This is a genomic window from Bradyrhizobium sp. USDA 326 (assembly GCF_049739485.1).
Classification (GTDB): domain Bacteria; phylum Pseudomonadota; class Alphaproteobacteria; order Rhizobiales; family Xanthobacteraceae; genus Bradyrhizobium.
On sequence record NZ_JBMGQA010000001.1, the window covers coordinates 7056415 to 7073963 of the forward strand.

The following is a 17549-nucleotide window of genomic DNA, read 5'->3' on the forward strand; positions in this document are numbered from 1 at the left end:
TCCCCTTGTGGCCACAAGAGACAGGGTAAAATCTACTACGCCGCAACCACGCGCGGCGTCTCCATTGCATCCGAAGCCTGCACCGGCTTGCTCAGCATCGTCACCTCGCTGAAGCCGACCGCCCTCAGCTGATCGCACATCAGCGTGCGGGCATCAGGTGCCATCGACGCATCGGGCACCACGACGGCGCGGGCATGCGCCGTCAGCAGTTCGGCCGGGAGATCGGAGGCGCTGCCGGCGTCGATCAGCACGTGATCGTAGGCGCGCAGCAGCGCGTCGATCGCGAGCGCCACGCGCGGCGATTGCAGCAGGCTGCGGTCGAAGCCGGGACGGCCCGCCATGACCAGATGCAGCCGCGAGAGTTTGTCGCGGGTGATGATCTGGGTGAACGAGGCCTCGCCCTGCATCAATTCGGCAAGGCCCGGAGCCGACGCATCGACGGATACCGCGGCAATGGTCGGCGAGGATGCGGCGAGATCGACGACGACGACGCGGGCATCGCGCGCCAGGTGCCGGGCGAGCGTCAGGGTCGACAGCGTGATGGCTTCGCCGGGCGCGGTACCGAGCACCGTGACCTTCTTCGCCGCCGTGCCCGCGGCACGCAGGCGGTCGGCGAGATGCTCGATCTCGGCGAACTCCGTCGCATCGGCATCGGCCGTCATCTCCGGCTGAAGCGGCGCCGGCTCTTCCATGATGGGCTCGACGACGGGCTCCACCACCACTTCTTGCCGAGCCACCGCCGGCTCCCGCCGAACCGCCGGCGGCGTGAACACAGCCGCCGCACGCGGCGCGGTCTGACGCAACAGCTCACCGGTGACGACGACACCGGACGACAGCAGCAGCGTCGCGATGGTCGCGATCAGCACGATCGGCAGCTTCTTCGGATAGGCCGGCGTGTTCGACACGATGGCGCGCGAGATGATGCGGCCGTCCGTCGGCGCGGTGTCGATGGTCTCGCGGGTGTTGGCTTCGCGGTACTTGGCCAGATAAGTCTCGAGCAGGTCGCGCTGCGCCTTGGCTTCGCGCTCGAGGGCACGGAGCTGGACATCCTGACCGTTGGTCGAGGCCGCCTGCTTCTTGAGCTGCTCGAGGCTCACGGTCAGGCCGTCGACCCGGCCGCTGGCGATCCGGGCGTCGTTCTCGAGCGAGCGCGAGATCTTGGCCGCTTCGTCGCGGATCTGATTGTCGAGATCGCCAAGCTGCGCCTTCAGCTCCTTGATCCGCGGGTGATTGCCGAGCAGCGTGGATGACTGTTCGGCGAGCTGCGCGCGCAGCGTCACCCTCTGCTCCGACAACCGGCGCATCAATTCGGAGTTCACGACCTCGGATGCCTCGATCGGCTTGCCGCTCTGGAGCATATCCTTGATCAGCCGCGCCTTGGATTCCGCATCCGCCTTCATCGAGCGCGCATTGTTGAGCTGGGTGTTCACCTCGCCCATCTGCTGGTTCGACAGCGTGGTGTTGTTGGTCCCGACGAACAGGCTCGACTTGGAGCGGAAGTCCTCGACCCTGGCCTCGGCCTCCGAGACCTTCTTGCGCAAGCTCTCGATCTCGCCGGCCAGCCACTGGCTGGCGTTCTTGGCCTGCTCCTGGCGCACGCTCTGCTGGAGCACGAGATAGCCGTCGGCGATCGAATTGGCGACGCGGGCGGCAAGCTCGGGATCGGCGGACTGGAATTCGATCACGATCACGCGTGACTTGTCGACCGCATAGGCCTGAAGGCGCTCGTAGTAAGCATCGAGCACGCGCTCTTCCGGCGTCATCGAGAACGGATCGCGGCCGATGCCGATGAGCGCGGCAAGCGACTTCAGCGGCGAGATTCCTTGCAGCACGGGGTCGAATTCGGGGCGTTCCGCGAGCTTGTTCTTCTTGATGATCTCCCGCGCGAGATCACGCGACAACACCAGCTGCACCTGGCTGGTGACGGCCTCGGCGTCGAGCGCCTGCCGCTCCTCGGTCCGGTCGCTGTTCGGGCGCAGGAACACGTTCTCGCGGCCGTCGATCAGGATGCGGGCTTCGGACTTGTAACGCGGCGTGACGAGATTGACGGCAGCGAGGGACGCAACGAGCGCCAGCACCGTCGGCACGATGATCCAGCTGCGCTTGCGCGCCAGTGCCGTTCCAAGCGCGCGCAGGTCGATATCGCCGGATTCGACTTGGGCCTGCTTCGTGACAACCGGCGCAGCGCCTGCTTCAGCCTTTGCTTCGAGCTTGGCCTCGACCTTGGCGTCGATCTTTGGCGCAGGCTTGGGTCGGGACTTCGAGACAGCCCGCTCGATCACCGCCTTGGCCTTGCCGGCACGCCAGAACGCTAAACGCATCGAACACTCCCGCAGGGCAATGCTGCGACTCTACCTCAACCGGGGCGATTACACTCCATTAAGGTTGCCGCGCGGTTAATCGCGACCGCCGGCGGCCGGCCGACGCGCGTCCGTCATCGTTTGTTAACCACGACGGCCCTTAATTCCTCGCGATAATTTCGTGAGAATTGTTCGGCAGTCGCCGTCGAGCTGGTTTTGATCATGCCCCCCTCTCCCGACCGGCCGCTTCGCATCCTGCACGCCGTGCGTGCTCCGGTCGGCGGCATCTTCCGCCACATCCTCGACGTCGCCAACGGCCAGGTCGACCGCGGCCATCATGTCGGCATTCTCGCCGACAGCCTCACCGGCGGGGAGCGCGCCGACAAGGCTCTCGCCGAGCTCGCGCCTCGGCTGAAGCTCGGCGTGCACCGGCTCGCGATTCGCCGCGAGCCGTCGCCCGACGATGTCCTGGTATGGCTTCGCATGCGCCGCCTGATCGCCACGCTCAAGCCCGACGTGCTGCACGGCCACGGCGCCAAGGCCGGCGCCTTCATCCGCATGCGACGGCGCTCGGACGAGACCATCCGCATCTACACCCCGCATGGCGGTTCGCTGCATTATCCCCTCAACACCCTCAAGGGCGAGTTCTACGCGCGGCTCGAGCGCGCGCTGATGGATTCGACCGACCTGTTCCTGTTCGAGAGCGCATTTGCCCGCGACACCTATCAACGCATCGTCGGCACGCCAAAGGGCGTCGTGCGTTGCGTCTTCAATGGCGTCACTCCCGAGGAGTTCGAGCCTGTCGTGACGGCCGACGATGCCACCGACCTCGCCTATGTCGGCGAGTTCAGGCACATCAAGGGCGCGGATCTGCTCGTCGATGCCGTGGCGCAGCTGCATGCGGTCGGCAAGAAGGTCACGCTGACGCTCGGCGGCGACGGCGAGGAGACCGCGGCGCTGAAAGCGCAGGTCGAGAGGCTCGGCCTGTCCGACGCGATCCGCTTCATCGGCCACGTCAAGGCGCGCTACGGCTTCTCCAAGGGGCGGCTGCTGGTCGTTCCCTCGCGCGGCGATTCCATGCCCTATGTCGTGATCGAGGCGGGTGCCGCCGGCATTCCGATGATCGCGTCCCGCATCGGCGGCATTCCCGAGATATTCGGCTCCGACAGCCCCGCTCTGTTCGCTCCGAGCAATCCCGAGGCCATGGCCGAGGCAATTGCGGCTGCCCTCGATGATCCGCAAACGACGGCGCAGCGCGCGCGCTCCTTGCGCGAGCGCATTTCCGCACACTTTTCTCAACGGGCCATGGTCGACGGCGTACTCGCCGGCTATCACGACGCATTTGCCAATCGTTAACCATCCTTAAGCTCGCTTTAGAAAATCTTCCGATTTGTTCGATAATCGGAGCGCCAGGGGATGCTTGCCCGGGGCGCGCAAGACCGTGCCGCGGGATTTGGAATGGACGTGGACGCCCGTGGAACCGCTCAACGCACGCTCGATGCTCGATGCCGCGACCAGCGCTGCGGCAAAGCCCGCTGACCAGCCCTTCGTGGAGCGCCGTCGCCGGCTCTCGTCCGCCGCGCTCGAAGTGGTCAACCAGAAGGTCGCTCGCGCCTACTCCCCGATCGTGATCGCCGGGTTCGTCCGCCTGGCTGATTTCGCGCTGCTGAGCCTCGTCGGCATTGCGCTCTACGTCGGCTATGTCATGCCGCTCTCCGGCGCCTTCAGCTGGATCTATCCGGCCGAGGTCGTCGCCGTCGCGGTCGCCGCGGTGGTCTGCTTCCAGGCCGCCGACATCTACCAGGTGCAGCTGTTCCGTGGTCAGCTCCGGCAGATGACGCGGATGATCTCGTCCTGGTCCTTCGTCTTCCTGCTGTTCATCGGCATCTCCTTTTTCGCCAAGTACGGCAGCGAAATCTCGCGGCTGTGGCTCGCCGCCTTCTACTTCCTCGGGCTCGCCGCGCTGATTGCCGAGCGTCTGGTGCTGCGCGCGCTGGTGCGCGGTTGGGCGCGCCAGGGTCGGCTCGACCGCCGGACCATCATCGTCGGCTCCGACAGCAGCGGCGAGCAGCTGGTCGAGGCGTTGAAGGCGCAAGAAGATTCCGACATTCACGTGCTCGGCGTGTTCGACGACCGCAACGACAGCCGCTCGCTCGACACCTGCGCCGGCGTGCGCAAGCTCGGCAAGGTCGACGACATCGTCGAGTTCGCCCGCCGCACCCGCGTCGACCTCGTGCTGTTCGCGCTGCCGATCTCGGCGGAAACGCGCATCCTGGAAATGCTGAAGAAGCTCTGGGTGCTGCCGGTCGACATTCGCCTCTCCGCGCATACCAACAAGCTGCGCTTCCGTCCCCGCTCCTATTCCTATCTCGGCGAGGTGCCGACGCTGGACGTGTTCGAGGCGCCGATCACCGACTGGGATCTGGTGATGAAGTGGCTGTTCGACCGCGTCGTGGGAAGCCTCGCGCTGCTAGCAGCGCTGCCGGTGATGGGACTGGTGGCGCTGGCGGTGAAGCTCGACAGCTCCGGCCCGGTGCTGTTCCGCCAGAAGCGCTTCGGCTTCAACAACGAGCGCATCGACGTCTATAAATTCCGCTCGATGTACCACCATCAGGCCGACCCGACCGCATCGAAGGTCGTGACCAAAAACGATCCGCGCGTCACCCGCGTCGGCCGCTTCATCCGCAAAACCAGCCTCGACGAGCTGCCGCAGCTCTTCAACGTGGTTTTTGCCGGCAACCTCTCCCTGGTCGGCCCGCGGCCGCATGCGGTGCAGGGCAAGCTCCAGAGCCGCCTGTTCGACGAAGCCGTCGACGGCTATTTCGCCCGCCACCGCGTCAAGCCTGGCATCACCGGCTGGGCCCAGATCAACGGCTGGCGCGGCGAGATCGACAACGAAGAGAAGATCCAGAAGCGCGTCGAGTTCGATCTCTATTACATCGAGAACTGGTCGGTGCTGTTCGACCTCGTCATTCTCCTGAAGACGCCGATCTCGCTGCTGACAAAGAACGAGAACGCGTATTGAGTTTCCGTCATGCCCCGCCTTGTGCGCAGTTGCGCACTGGGGCGGGCATCCAGTACGCCGCAGCGCCAGCCGTTTCCAGCAACGCGCGCCGCAGAGTACTGGATCGCCGGTCAAGCCGGACGATGACAGCCTTGTTTGTGGCGTACGAGTAGCGTGAGCGTAATGGCGTATGCGGCGACAGCCGGTGGACCGAACGTAGCTGCGCCCGGCGTGCTGGCGCTGCAGCGCGCGCTGGTGTGGCTGGTCGGCGCCTCCGGCGCGATCGTATTCATCGAGCCGAGCCCGTACGAGATCGCGACGCTGCTCGCGACCGTTACTTTCTTCGCCACCGGCCTGCGGCTGAAGCTCGCGCTGATGCCGCTGGTAGCGCTGCTGGTCCTGCTCAATGTGGGCTACACCATCAGCGCGATCCCGCTATTCGATAAGCCCGAGGTGGTAAGCTGGATCGCGACCTCCTGGTACATGGCTGTGACGGTGGTGTTTTTCGCGATGGTCATTTCGGAAGACACGGCGGCCCGGCTCGACATGCTGCGCCGCGGGCTCGTGGTCGGCGCGATGATCGCCTCGCTCCTGGCGGTCGCCGGCTATTTCCACCTCGCGCCCGGCGGCAACGATCTCCTGACGCTCTACGGACGCGCGCGCGGCACGTTCAAGGACCCGAACGTGCTCGGCGCCTTCCTGATCCTGCCGGCACTGTTCGCGCTCCAGAGCGTGGTCTCAGACAAGTTCGGCAAGGCGTTCCGCAACGTCATCGCCTTCGGCATCATGTCGCTTGCGATCCTGCTCGCCTTCTCACGCGCCGCCTGGGGCGGCTTGGTGCTGACCTCCGCCTTCATGCTGGCCTTGATGGTGCTGACCAGCCGCACCAACGCGCAGCGCTCGCGCATCATCGTCATGGCGATCGTCGCCGCGGTGCTGGGCCTTGCGCTGATCGCGGTGCTGTTGTCGTTCGACGCCACCGCCGAGATGTTCAAGCAGCGCGCCAGCTTCGACCAGAGCTATGACGAAGGTCGCTTCGGCCGGTTCGGCCGGCATATCCTCGGTGCGGAGATGGCGCTCGACCTGCCGTTCGGCATTGGTCCCCTGCAATTCCACCGCTTCTTCCCTGAGGACACCCACAACTCATATCTGAACGCGTTCATGTCCGGAGGCTGGCTTTCGGGCGTATGCTATCCCGCGCTGGTCTTCACCACGGTGATCATGGGCTTCCGCCACATCCTCGTCCGTGTGCCCTGGCAGCGTGCCTATCTCGTGATCTTCTCCGCCTTCCTCGGTACCGTCGGCGAAAGCCTCGTGATCGACACCGACCACTGGCGCCACTTCTGGATGATGCTGGGCGCGATGTGGGGCATGATCGCGGCCGCGCAGGTCTACAAAGCTAACGCTGGCGAGGACGCGTCTTCAGCTTGAGTTCAGGCCGCTTCTCCGGCGGCGTGTCGAGCAGGCCCTTCAAGGCCTCTGTTGCCGCGAGCACCTCCTTGTAGGCCTCGTTGGCGAACCGCAGCAGCAGCCGCAATTCCTCATCGGAATAGCCGTTGCAGACCTTCTCCATCGCCTGCTGCATTGGCACATAGTATTGGCCGAGGCCGGCGATTGCCTCCGGCACGACCGCGATGAAGACCTTGCGGCGGTCCTTCTCGTCGCGCTCGCGGCGCACCAGGCCTGCCTTTTCGAGCCGGTCGACCACCCCCGTGATGGCACCGGTCGTGAGGCCCGTGACCTCGGCGAGCCTCCCTGCGGTGACGCGGCCTTCGAGATACAGGATGTCCATGCATTCGAGGTCGGAATTGGCAATTCCGGCAACGTTGGCAACGGTTTGCCCATAGAGCACGCCCTGCGCGGACGATCTGCGCATGGCGTCCTCGAGCTCCTGCAGCAGCGCAGTGCGCGCCTTCTTCCTTGACAAGGCCGACCTCATCTCTTAGGCGATATATATCTTAGTCACTAAGAGATTTAGTGACCGTAATTTCTCCTAGCACCACGGAAACGTCGGGAGCAAGCCATGTCATATCGTCCCCGCAAGGCCCTGATCATCGGCGCCGGCATCGCCGGGCCCGTCGCCGGGGTGTTGCTCCGCCGCGCCGGCATCGAGTCCGCGATCTACGAGGCCTGGCCTTATTCGAAGGGCATCGGCGGCGGCCTTCAGATTGCACCGAACGGCATGCATGTGATGGACGAGATCGGGCTGGCGAAGGAGCTGATCTCCCGCGGCTCGGTCGCGGAATCCTTCGACTTCTATTCCCAGCGCGGCGCCAAGCTCGGTTCGATCAACCGCGAGATGGAACGGCGTTTCGGCCAGCCCGCGGTGAACGTATGCCGCGCCACGCTGAACGAGATGCTGATCGACAAGGCCTGGTGCGCTTGCGTCTCGCTGTATTTCGAGAAACGCTTGATCAAGGTCGAGGATCGCGGCGACCAGCCGATCATCGCCTATTTCGCCGACGGCACCACGGCCGAAGGCGACTTCCTGATCGGTGCCGACGGCGTCCATTCGGTCACGCGCCGCCAGGTGGTGCCTGATGGCCCGCAACCCTTCAACACCGGCCTGATCGGCTTCGGCGGCTTCGTGCCGCACGCCGTCCTCGCCGGAAGATCGATCGGCCGGCGTGTCGAGACCACCTTCGGCCGGTGCGGCTTCTTCGGCTACGGCTATTGCAGTCCGGATCCGGGCGACGGCGTGATGTGGTGGAGCACGCAGCCCGCACGCGGCATGGACGCGGCGACGTTTCGCGCGCTCGATCCGGCGACGCTGAAGCAGCATCTGCGCGGCTTGCACCGCGGCTGGCACGATCCGATCCCTGCCATCATCGAAGCGGCCGAGAACATCGTCGTCACCGACACGCTCGACGTCGCGACACTGCCGACCTGGTCGCGCAAGCGCTCGCTGCTGATCGGCGACGCCGCGCACGCAACCAGCCCTCACGCCGGCCAGGGCGCTTCGCTGGCGCTCGAAGATGCGATGCGGCTCGCGCGGCTGATGCAGGAGGGCCAGGAGCTCGGCGCCACCTTTCAGGCCTTCGAGGCCGAGCGTCGTCCGCGCACCGAGAGGATCGTCGCGATGGCGCGTCGCAACGGCAACAGCAAGCGCGAGTTCAGCGCCATCGGCGCGTGGATGCGCAATCAGATGCTGAAATGGCTGCTGCCGCTGGGCGCGAAGAACATGGACTTCATGTACGCGTACGATGCCAGGGCGGTGTGACAGAGACGGTGCCGTAGGATGGGCAAGGCGCAGCGTGCCCACCACTCAGAGATGGTGCGGCACGGCGCGCTGGGCCTTTGCCGATCCTACGGGAGCCGACCTAGCTCTCCACCTTGAACGTCAGCCCCGCATTGTCCTGCAGCCGCTTGATGAGCTTGTCCTGCATCGCGGCTCCCGGCGTCCAGAAGCCGCCCGGAACGTCCGCCGCGTCGCGCAACAGGCAGATCGCGCATTCGGAGATCATCTTGGAGGTCGAGCCGTAGCCGGGGTCGCGGTCGCCGGTGACGCCGGCGCGCACCATGCGGCCATCGGGCGCGATGGCGACATAGAGCAGATCGAATAGGCCGTTTTCGCGCTCCTCCTTCGAGGGCCCCTCGCCCGGCTTCGGCGCGTTCGGACCGGTCTTCTCGGCGTTGGCCGCCATCACGCGCTTGGCATTAGCCTCGCCCTTCTCGCCGGGACCGGTCAGGACCATCTCGTCGTAGACAAACTCGCGGCCGTAGGGAAAGCCCATCAGCATGTTGGAGCGGTGGACGTTGCGGGTGTTGATCAGCGCCATCATGAACGGCGCCGCCCAGGATTGCAGATCCTCCTCGTAAACCGCCCTATTGCCCTTCGGTTGCTTCGGGCCGGTGAAGCCGGGCGTCAGCGCGAAATGATCGTTGAGAATGGCGACCAGGCTGAGGTCCTTGGCAACCGCATCGAAGGTCGCCTTCGCGCTCGCCGCTGTGCCACCCGACAGCGTGCCGCGCATGTCGCGCACACGGCCCTTCACGCGCGCGGCCGGCGCGCCGAACACGCGCCCCGCCTCTTCCTGCACGAACAACGTGCCGAGCTCGAACGGCACGGAATCATAGCCGCAGGAGAACACGATGCGCGCGCCGCTCGTTTTCGCCGCAGCCTCGTACTTGTCGATCATCTGCCGCATCCACACCGGCTCGCCGCAGAGATCGAAATAATCCACACCCGCCGCGACGCAGGCAGCGAGCAGATCCTCGCCGTAGAACTGGTACGGCCCCACGGTCGTGATCACCGACCTGGTCTGCGCCACCATCGTCTTCAGCGACGCCGCATCCGACGCATCCGCCACGATCAGCGGCGTGTCCGCCGGCGCGCCGATCGCGTCGCGCACCGATCTCAGCTTGTCGAGGCTGCGGCCCGCCATCGCCCATTTCAGCGCCTTGTCGTCCTTGTACCGCGTTGCCAGATACTCGGCGACGAGCTGGCCGGTGAAACCGGTCGCGCCGTAGACGACGATGTCGAATTTCGCAGAGCTCATGGTCGGCCTTTACTTCTTCGCGTAGCTCACGCCCATGCCGGCACGGACGTCGCTTTGAATGCCATAGGGCGGAATCGGATAGCGCAGGCCGTTCCTGGCCAGCGCCTTCATGCCTTCAACTGCCTTGGCGAGATGCGACGGCTGCAAGGCCATCAGCATCTCCTCGTCCGGCACGCCGCCATAGCGCCGTTCGGCATAGCATGGCAAGGACAGGCTGGGCTCCCCCGTCTTGAGCGCCCGCCCCCAGGAATCGGCGCAGGCGGTCTCGCCGACCACGCCCCATTCGAACTTCTTGTAGCCGGTATATTGCAGTCCGTTGATCAAGATGATCATCTGCCCCGGCGTCGCATAGACGAGGCAGATGTCGGGCGGATCGAGCCGGCCGCTCGCCAGCGGACTGACGGCGAGCGCCTGATGTTGCCCGAACGGAACCACATCCAGGGCCTGCTGGCGCTTGCGCGCATCCTCTGCGGTACCGTGCCAGACCCCGACATAGTTTTCGCCGGCGAGCCATTTCTCGTCCTGCGGCGCAAGGCCGATCACCGCGCGGCATTGCGCGCCGACGAGGTCGTCGGCGGTGATGCCGACGGTCCATCCCAGGCGCGCGGCCATGCTGACGATCTGGTCGGTGGTGTGAATTGCGTTCGGACGCCGGATCTTCGGGATCGCCTCCATCTCCGCGGCCGTTGCGAACAACTTCATGCCGATCACCGTCGTCTTCAGCCGCAGCAAGCTGTTGAGGTCGGCGACGACGCCTGCAAGATCGATCCTGTCTGCGCTCTGCTGTTGCATGGTGCTTCTCCCGGCCGGCGATCGCGCGCCGTGTGTTCTTGTTTTGCAGCCCTTGGTTCTAGTCCTTGCCCGGTCCCGGAAGCAACTCGCCGATCCTGCCCATCAGACGGTAGGCCACGAGGCCGATCCACTCGCGCACGGCCACATCAGTTCGGCGGAGCCCATCCGCGCCGATATTGGTGAAGGAAAAAAGATCGTCGCGTCCCCCCATCCGCCAGTCCACGGGATAGGCCTCGACGTCAAATCCGGCCGTGCGGAAGATCCCCATCGAGCGCGGCATGTGGAAGGCCGACGTCACCAGGAGCCACCGTTCGCCCGGCTTTGGATCCACCATTTGCTTTGTGAAGATCGCGTTCTCCCAGGTGTTGCGGGAATTGCGCTCGAGGATCAGGCGCTGCTTCGGTATGCCGAGATTCTCCAGGATCGGTGCGGAGTAGTCAGCCTCCCTCGCCTCGGTCGAAACCAGGTTCGCTGAGCCTCCGGTGAAGACGATGCGCGCATTCGGATAGCGCCGCGCGAGCTCGGCCGGCGCAAACAGACGATCGGCCGCGTGCGCGACGACGGGCGTGCGGTGTGCAGCCGACAGATCGGTGTCGACCGAGCCGCCGAGCACGATGATGCCGTCGGGCGCGCCGCGCGACGGATCCCAGGCAGGAAAGCGCGACTCCAGCGGATAGATCAGGAAGTTGCCGAGCGGCGAGAAAGCAGCGAGCCCCAGCACCACCAGCGTGACCACCGCGAGTCTGCGGCCGAGCGCGGCAAAGCGCGTCGCCATCAGCACGACCGACAGGATGCCGAGCTCGACCAGGAGATTGATCGGCAGCAGCGCGACGCCGAGGGTCTTGGAAAGAACAAAAAACAGGGGAGCCTCGCTGAAATCATCGTGCCTGCCTGTGCGGGGCTTGACCGGCCCCGCCATCTTCAGAAATCTTCTTGAAAGAGGATCGATCGCCGGGTCAAGCCCGCGGCCGATGAAACCAACCGGACGCGGCAAATGAACCATCACCACCTGCATTCCAGCTCCGAAACCTGCCATTGGGGTTTCTTCGAAGCTGCGCTTCAGCCCGTCCTCACCATTGCCAGCGGCGACGAGGTAACGGTCGATACCATCAGCGGCGGACCGGATATGCTGCCCGACCGCGACAGGTTTCATATTCCGCCTGAGATGCACGATGTTCACGCCAAGAACGAGCGCATGTTGCCCGGCCACATCCTCACCGGTCCGATCGCGGTCGAAGGGTCCGAGCCCGGCGACGTGCTGGCGGTCGAGATCCTCGATGTCCAGCTCCGGCAGGATTGGGGCTGGAACATGATCAAGCCGCTGTCCGGGACCCTGCCCGACGATTTCCATGAGACACGCATCCTGAATATCCCGCTCGACCGGTCACGGATGACCGGCCGCATGCCGTGGGGCCTCGACCTGCCTCTCAAGCCGTTCTTCGGCGTGATGGGCGTTTCGCCGCCGCCGGCCTGGGGCCGCATCTCCTCGCTGATCCCGCGCGCGATGGGCGGCAATCTCGACAACAAGGAGCTCGGCGCCGGCGCGACGCTGTATCTGCCGGTGTTCGTCCCGGGCGCGATGTTCTCCTGCGGCGACGGCCACGGCGTGCAGGGCGACGGCGAGGTCTGCGTCACCGCGATCGAGACCGCGCTCCAGGGCCGCTTCCGCCTGACGCTGCGCAAGGACCTCAGGCTCGACTATCCCCGCGCCGAGACGGCGACGCACTACATGACCATGGCGATGGACCCCGACCTCGACCAGTGCGTGGTGCGCGCGCTGCGCGACATGATCGCGCTGCTCGGCGAGACGCGAAACCTGTCGCGCGAGGACGCCTACACGCTGTGCAGCCTGGCCGCCGATTTGCGGGTGACCCAGACCGTCAATGGCGCCAAGGGCATCCATTGCATGATCGAAAAGGCGATCGTGCACGGCTGAGCCCGCCGGGCCCATCCCCGACCTGCCGACACCAAGCCGCCGCCCGGTTTTCCCTGCGGCGCGCCGCGCTATGTGCGATTCTCAAGCGATTCCAACGAGGTGAGCTGCTGCCCCAGCGCCGATTTGACTTCCACCCCCGGACCTAAATAGAGTCTTAATCGTTACTTTTATGTACCCGAGTAAGAGGCTAGCGTTCGGCCATGGCCACCGAAAAAGCCGAGACTGACCGCATTCCCGTTACCTTGGCGCTCTCGACCATCGCCTATCTGGAGAAGCTGGTGAGACAGGGCACCCACGGCACCAGCGTTCCCGGCGTCGCACGGACATTGATCGAGGAAGGCATCCGTCTCGCCATCAAGGACGGGCTTCTGTCGATCCGCGACAATGGCAGGACGTGAGCACGCGCCGGACGTGAGGCGGGCGGATCTCGAGACAGCGGATGGCCGACATCTGCAACCTGGGACCGTTACACATGCCTGTTCTCTCACCGAATTCTTCACCAACCTGGACCGACGACCGTATTGAACTGTTGAAGCGGCACTTCGAGGCCGGCCTCTCCTGCCGCGAGATCGCCGCCGACATCGGCGTCAGCCGCAACGCGGTGATCGGCAAGCTGTCCCGGCTGAATCTGACGCGCGGCCGGGCGGTCGACGACCGCAAGGCCCAGGACAGAGGCTTTGCGCCGGCGCGCACGCGGAGGGCCATGCCGCGGCTGCAATATGAGATGCTCGCCACGATCTATGGCGAGACCGACGTCCCGGCGGTCGCCGGCCCCATCGACGAGGCCAATCGCTGCTCGCTGCTGGAGCTTGCCGAGAACCGCTGCCGATGGCCGATCTCGACGCCGGGCGAGGACGATTTCTGCTTCTGCGGCAACACGGCTCCCGACGGCCAGCCCTATTGCGCCGGCCACAGCCGCCTCGCCTACCGGCCAAACGGGCGCGCTCGCGTGATGCGCGGCTGATGCTGCGCCATGCTCCAGAAAACAAAAAACCTCCGGCGGGGCATCACCGGAGGTCTCTGGAGGCTTAGCGTGAAGCTAAGAGCCGCAACTTTCGTATTTGGCTGGGAGTTGTATAGCTTAGTAACTCAGGTAAGTAAATAAGTTTGAAGCACGCCAAGCGCATGGCTCGTCTTCGTCCTTTGCGCAGGCCGCCGGGCTTTTCCGAATGCCCTCCTCCCTTGCAAAAAAAGCCCCGGCGGTTTCCCGCCGGGGCTTCATCAAGTCCGAAACCTCGAGCTTACCAGTTGCGCTGGGCGCGCAGCAGGAGGCTGTAGGTGTCCTGGTCCTTCAGCTCGTAGGTCGCCGCCGGCTTGGCGACGCTCGTCAGCGCCGGGGTCGTGATCACGCCCGAATACTTCTGGTCGAGATGGCTGTAGACGAAGTCGGCCGAGAAGGTCAGATTCTTCACCGGCGTCCAGCGGGTGATGACGCCCACCTGGCCGATGTTGAAGTCCGGATTGCAGGTCCCGGTCAGGGTCGCGAACGCGGCGCTGCCGCAGATCAGGCCCTTCGCCGTGCCGTTGTAGTTGACCGCGGCCCACGCACCGTAGAGCGCCGTATTCCAGTACGGGCTCCAGTTGTGGGTGTAGGCACCACGGAAGCCGTAGGTCTTGGTCAGCTCGAGCTGGCCGCCCGGGCCGAACACCGCGTCAGAGACGCCGGCGAAGCCGATGCTCTGGTAGGCGGCGTTCGAGCTGCCGAACATCGAGTAGCTGGTCGCGGCCAGCTCCTGGAAGTTGTAGCGGCTCGCGCCTTCGGTGTAGACGCCCGAGACGTTGATCACGTCGCCGGCGCCGGTCGGAATGTTCTTGATCGAGAGAGCGAGCTGAACCGCCCAGCCCCACTTGTCCTCGGGATGACCGGTAACTTCGGTCGCACCGTAATAGCCGGTATGGTTGTCGTGCGCAGCGACCGACGCCTGGAACAGGCCCCAGGCCTGGTCGACACGGACCGCGCCGACGATGTCGGGGGACCGGGTGCCGCCGAAATCGCTGGAGCCGTAGGCGCCGCCGAGGACGCCCGAGGTCGTCATGCCCGCGGTGTTCCAGATGTTGGTCTGGAAGATCTGCGTCTGATCCTGCGCCGAGATGGTCGCCGTCACGCCTTGGCCGAAATCGGCCGTGTAGCTGATCTGCGGGACGCCGTTGGTGGTGCCGCTGCCGCCGACGAGCTGGTCGAAGTTGTTGCCGGGATAGTTGATCCAGGGCGCGTCGAACTGCGACACCGACTTGCCGAGAGTGAAGCCGGCGAACTGGATGAAGGCGTAGTAGACGCCGAGCGAGCCGCCCGAGATGCCGCCGTCAGTCGGGTTGAGGTTGGACGTGCCGGCCGTCGTGGCACTGTAGGCGGTGGCGCCCGTGCCAGAGCCGGTGCCGACATAACTGCCGGTCGTCCAGGTGAAGACCGCGTCGAAATAGGTGCGGACGACGCCATACTCGGTCGCAGTGCGCGTGTCGATGTTGAGATCCTCACGAGCGCGCATCGAGTAGTAGTTGGTCAGGCGGTTGTTGGCCGCGAACACGCCGTTGTACTGGGCGCTGTAGTTGCCGCCGGCGTTCAGCGCCACTTCGGCACGCAGGTAGCCGCCGAGCTTGATGCAGGTGTCGCTGCCCGGGATGTAGTAGAAGCCGGCGCCGTACAGTGTGCAGATCTTGACGTACTCGACCGCCTTGGCCTTGACCGGAAGATCGGCCGCCTGGGCTCCACCGACGGCGATCAGACCCGCCGCAGTGCCGAGCAAAAGGCTCTTCACCACTTTCATTTAAAACCTCCAAGTTGCTCATTTTACGGAGACTGGACCGTGAGGCCCCCCAGATCCCCGTCTCTCTCAAATCCGCTCGGCCGCTTTGCGCTTTCGGACACACCCGCTTTCGACGCGAGGGACGTGAGCGAACCACCTGCAACGGGACGATCGAGTACCCCCCACCGTCGCGGATCAATATGCCTGCGCTGTTCCGCTAATCAAAATAGTTTATTAGCTCAGGTTATCGGTTTCGCTAAACCTGTACCCCGCGCGCAACACCCGGGCCGGACGAATCTGCTGAGCTGGTCATCTTTGTGGTTTTAGTGACAAAATTACCCTGCTCTGCACTTGCGTCAGAGCAGGCTTGCGTGGACTATGACGTTCCACGAACACCGACCTGAACAAATCGGTTCACGGAGTGACGCTGTGTCCGCGACGAGGAAAGAGGGAGCGCGCCTGCGCACCATCGGCAATCTGGATATCATCAGGCGCTTCACCTGGGAGATATCGTCGATCAACATGTATCTCGAGGAGCTGCGTCAGTTCTGGGCGAGGACGCTCGGCATCAGCGGGCCGCAATGGTTGATCCTGATGGCCATCTCCGACCTCGACAAGGACGACGGCATCCCGGTCAACGTCGTGTCCAAGCTCCTCCACGTCGACCCGTCCTTCGTCACCACCCAATCCAAGCTGCTCGAAAAGAAGGGCCTGTTGCGCCGCCGCCCCTCGCCGACCGATGCCAGGGTGGTCCGGCTGTCCCTGACCGAGAAGACGCAGAAGCACCTGGCGAGCCTCAACGAGCAGTACAAGACGATCAGGGAATTCGTCTTCCAGGAATTCGACGAAGCCGAGCTGACCGAATTCACCACCAAGCTCGCGACGCTGAAGTCCCGCCTCGAGAAGGCCTGTGTCCGTCTGAGCCTCGACTTCTGACGCTCCGTCCGGCCGTGCCGCGCCGCTAGATGCGCCCGGCGGCACCGAGCCGTGATTCCAGCCAGTCGAAGATGTATTCGTTGGCAAGGCTCGGATTGTCCGCATGGGACTGTGCCGCGCCGGTCTCGGCCGCAGTGAATACCTTCAGCATGACGTCCGAGCTGCCGAGCCTGGAGTTCTGCACGATCTGGCGCGCCCGATCGGCCTTGAGCCAGCCGTCCTCGCCGAGCGTGATCAGCACCGGGCACTCGGCGCTGGAGGCCATCAGCGGCGCATGCGGCACCGGGACGATGCTGACGTCGCTCATCGCGAATCGGCTGGCAAAGAAGGCCCGCTCGTGCAGGTCCCACAGGCCGCCGTCGCAGACGGCCGCGGCAAGCCGCGGCTCCTGCAACACCGCGCGCGAGACGAAGGACGAGCCCCAGCCATCGGCGATGATCCCGACGCGCGCGAAGTCGACGTCACCGCGGGTCTCCAGATAGTCCATGACGCCGGGGATCGCGCTCTCGAGATCCCGGCGCCGCAACAGCGTGTCGAGAAAATCGTCGCGCTGTTCGCCGAAGAGGTCGAGGGCCAGCATCGAGAAGCCGCGCTCGCGCGCATGCGGCACGAGCTTGAACAGGAACTCTTCCTTGCGGTGGCCGGGCTCGCCGATGCAGATCACGGTCGGAGCCCGCCCGCCGGCTGGCGGCGCTGGAACGAAATAGCCCTGCAGGGAGTGCCCGTCGAGCCAGGGTATCGTCACGACCTCGCCCGCCGGGCTGCGCGCGGCGAGGTAGCGGCGGGCGCAGTCCTGCATCGCCAGCACCGCGACCCAGCGGCGCTCGTCCGCCGGGTCGAGCGGCATCGCCGCGGCACCATAGTAGTTCATCGCGCGCAGCCAATTGCGTTGCGCGCTCGCCAGATGGCCTTCCGCGAACGCGGCCTCGGCACGCTGCCGGTTGGTCTGCGCCAGCTTCTTCCACTCGCGATGCCAGGACCGGTCGTCGCCGCGCTTCAGCTGCCGCGCGATCATGAGGCATTCCGCGATCGTGGCGCCGCCCTCCTGGGCCGCAGTGAGCAGCCGTGTGAACTCAGCGGAGATGTCCTCTCGGTCCGGGCAAAGGGTCCAGTCGTCGGAGAGACATGCGGGTATCATCGGCAGCTACGCTCTATCGTCGCGTTACTCGGATTGACTAAACTATTTCAGTCCGTCAACCAAGCGGCCGTGCGCCCGATGAGAGGCGTTTCAGATCACCATCGCTTGAACATCGTCATGTCGCATGCGTGACATTCCGATGGGGCATGGAGCGGGCGAACACTGCAAGCGAACATTGGCAAGAGGTGGCACGCTAAATT

15 protein-coding genes are annotated in these 17549 nt (G+C 65.0%); 8 read left to right on the forward strand and 7 right to left on the reverse strand.

Going from position 1 to position 17549, the window contains the following annotated elements; all coding sequences use genetic code 11:
* Positions 1–35 precede the first annotated feature (35 nt).
* Positions 36–2321 (reverse strand): GumC family protein, encoded by a 2286-nt coding sequence (locus tag ABIG06_RS33275; protein ID WP_370140109.1) that lies wholly within the window; start codon positions 2319–2321, stop codon positions 36–38.
* Positions 2322–2522: 201 nt separating this feature from the next.
* On the opposite strand from ABIG06_RS33275, the gene ABIG06_RS33280 reads away from it, so the two are divergent.
* The 3 genes from ABIG06_RS33280 to ABIG06_RS33290 all read left to right on the forward strand — a co-directional run bounded on the left by ABIG06_RS33280 (position 2523) and on the right by ABIG06_RS33290 (position 6735).
* On the forward strand, positions 2523–3656 hold the full coding sequence (locus ABIG06_RS33280) for a glycosyltransferase family 4 protein (RefSeq protein WP_370140110.1): 1134 nt from the start codon (positions 2523–2525) through the stop codon (positions 3654–3656).
* Positions 3657–3774: 118 nt separating this feature from the next.
* Entirely contained in the window at positions 3775–5325 is a 1551-nt protein-coding gene (locus ABIG06_RS33285) for an undecaprenyl-phosphate glucose phosphotransferase (RefSeq protein WP_370140111.1), read from the forward strand.
* A 162-nt stretch (positions 5326–5487) separates the two neighbouring features.
* Positions 5488–6735, forward strand: coding sequence for an O-antigen ligase family protein (locus ABIG06_RS33290; protein ID WP_370140972.1), 1248 nt, complete (start codon positions 5488–5490; stop codon positions 6733–6735).
* Here the strand turns inward: ABIG06_RS33290 and ABIG06_RS33295 are convergent.
* Positions 6704–7180, reverse strand: a complete 477-nt coding sequence (locus ABIG06_RS33295) for a MarR family winged helix-turn-helix transcriptional regulator (protein WP_370140973.1) — start codon at positions 7178–7180, stop codon at positions 6704–6706. The two genes, ABIG06_RS33290 and ABIG06_RS33295, sit on opposite strands and share 32 nt — an antisense overlap.
* Positions 7181–7327: 147 nt before the next feature.
* On the opposite strand from ABIG06_RS33295, the gene ABIG06_RS33300 reads away from it, so the two are divergent.
* The gene (locus ABIG06_RS33300) at positions 7328–8524 is read left to right on the forward strand and encodes an FAD-dependent monooxygenase (protein ID WP_370140112.1); all 1197 of its coding nucleotides are present in this window, start codon (positions 7328–7330) and stop codon (positions 8522–8524) included.
* 100 nt (positions 8525–8624) lie between these two features.
* Here the strand turns inward: ABIG06_RS33300 and ABIG06_RS33305 are convergent, their stop codons facing one another.
* The 3 genes from ABIG06_RS33305 to ABIG06_RS33315 are packed head-to-tail and all read right to left on the reverse strand — an operon-like array spanning position 8625 to position 11421.
* Positions 8625–9803: a saccharopine dehydrogenase family protein gene (locus tag ABIG06_RS33305; protein WP_370140114.1), complete on the reverse strand. Its 1179-nt coding sequence runs from the start codon at positions 9801–9803 to the stop codon at positions 8625–8627.
* Between the two features lie 9 nt (positions 9804–9812).
* On the reverse strand, positions 9813–10595 hold the full coding sequence (locus tag ABIG06_RS33310) for a DUF169 domain-containing protein (RefSeq protein WP_370140116.1): 783 nt from the start codon (positions 10593–10595) through the stop codon (positions 9813–9815).
* 58 nt (positions 10596–10653) lie between these two features.
* The gene (locus tag ABIG06_RS33315; RefSeq protein WP_424578590.1) at positions 10654–11421 is read right to left on the reverse strand and encodes a YdcF family protein; all 768 of its coding nucleotides are present in this window, start codon (positions 11419–11421) and stop codon (positions 10654–10656) included.
* 168 nt (positions 11422–11589) lie between these two features.
* On the opposite strand from ABIG06_RS33315, the gene ABIG06_RS33320 reads away from it, so the two are divergent.
* The 3 genes from ABIG06_RS33320 (at position 11590) to ABIG06_RS33330 (ending at position 13495) form a co-directional block, all read left to right on the forward strand.
* Positions 11590–12531 carry an acetamidase/formamidase family protein gene (locus tag ABIG06_RS33320; protein ID WP_370140117.1) on the forward strand — a complete coding sequence of 314 codons (942 nt, stop codon included), beginning with the start codon at positions 11590–11592 and terminating at the stop codon, positions 12529–12531.
* Positions 12532–12731: 200 nt separating this feature from the next.
* On the forward strand, positions 12732–12929 hold the full coding sequence (locus tag ABIG06_RS33325; RefSeq protein ID WP_024341172.1) for a hypothetical protein: 198 nt from the start codon (positions 12732–12734) through the stop codon (positions 12927–12929).
* Between the two features lie 74 nt (positions 12930–13003).
* Positions 13004–13495, forward strand: coding sequence for a GcrA family cell cycle regulator (locus ABIG06_RS33330; protein ID WP_199751266.1), 492 nt, complete (start codon positions 13004–13006; stop codon positions 13493–13495).
* A 277-nt stretch (positions 13496–13772) separates the two neighbouring features.
* Here ABIG06_RS33330 and ABIG06_RS33335 read toward each other — a convergent pair whose 3' ends face one another.
* On the reverse strand, positions 13773–15296 hold the full coding sequence (locus tag ABIG06_RS33335) for a porin (protein ID WP_124158011.1): 1524 nt from the start codon (positions 15294–15296) through the stop codon (positions 13773–13775).
* Positions 15297–15704: 408 nt separating this feature from the next.
* Here ABIG06_RS33335 and ABIG06_RS33340 point away from each other — a divergent pair, with 408 nt between their 5' ends.
* Positions 15705–16211, forward strand: a complete 507-nt coding sequence (locus ABIG06_RS33340) for a MarR family winged helix-turn-helix transcriptional regulator (RefSeq protein WP_199751265.1) — start codon at positions 15705–15707, stop codon at positions 16209–16211.
* 25 nt (positions 16212–16236) lie between these two features.
* On the opposite strand, the gene ABIG06_RS33345 is transcribed toward ABIG06_RS33340, so the two are convergent.
* Entirely contained in the window at positions 16237–17349 is a 1113-nt protein-coding gene (locus ABIG06_RS33345; protein ID WP_124158009.1) for an alpha/beta hydrolase family protein, read from the reverse strand.
* Between the last annotated feature and the right edge of the window lie 200 nt (positions 17350–17549).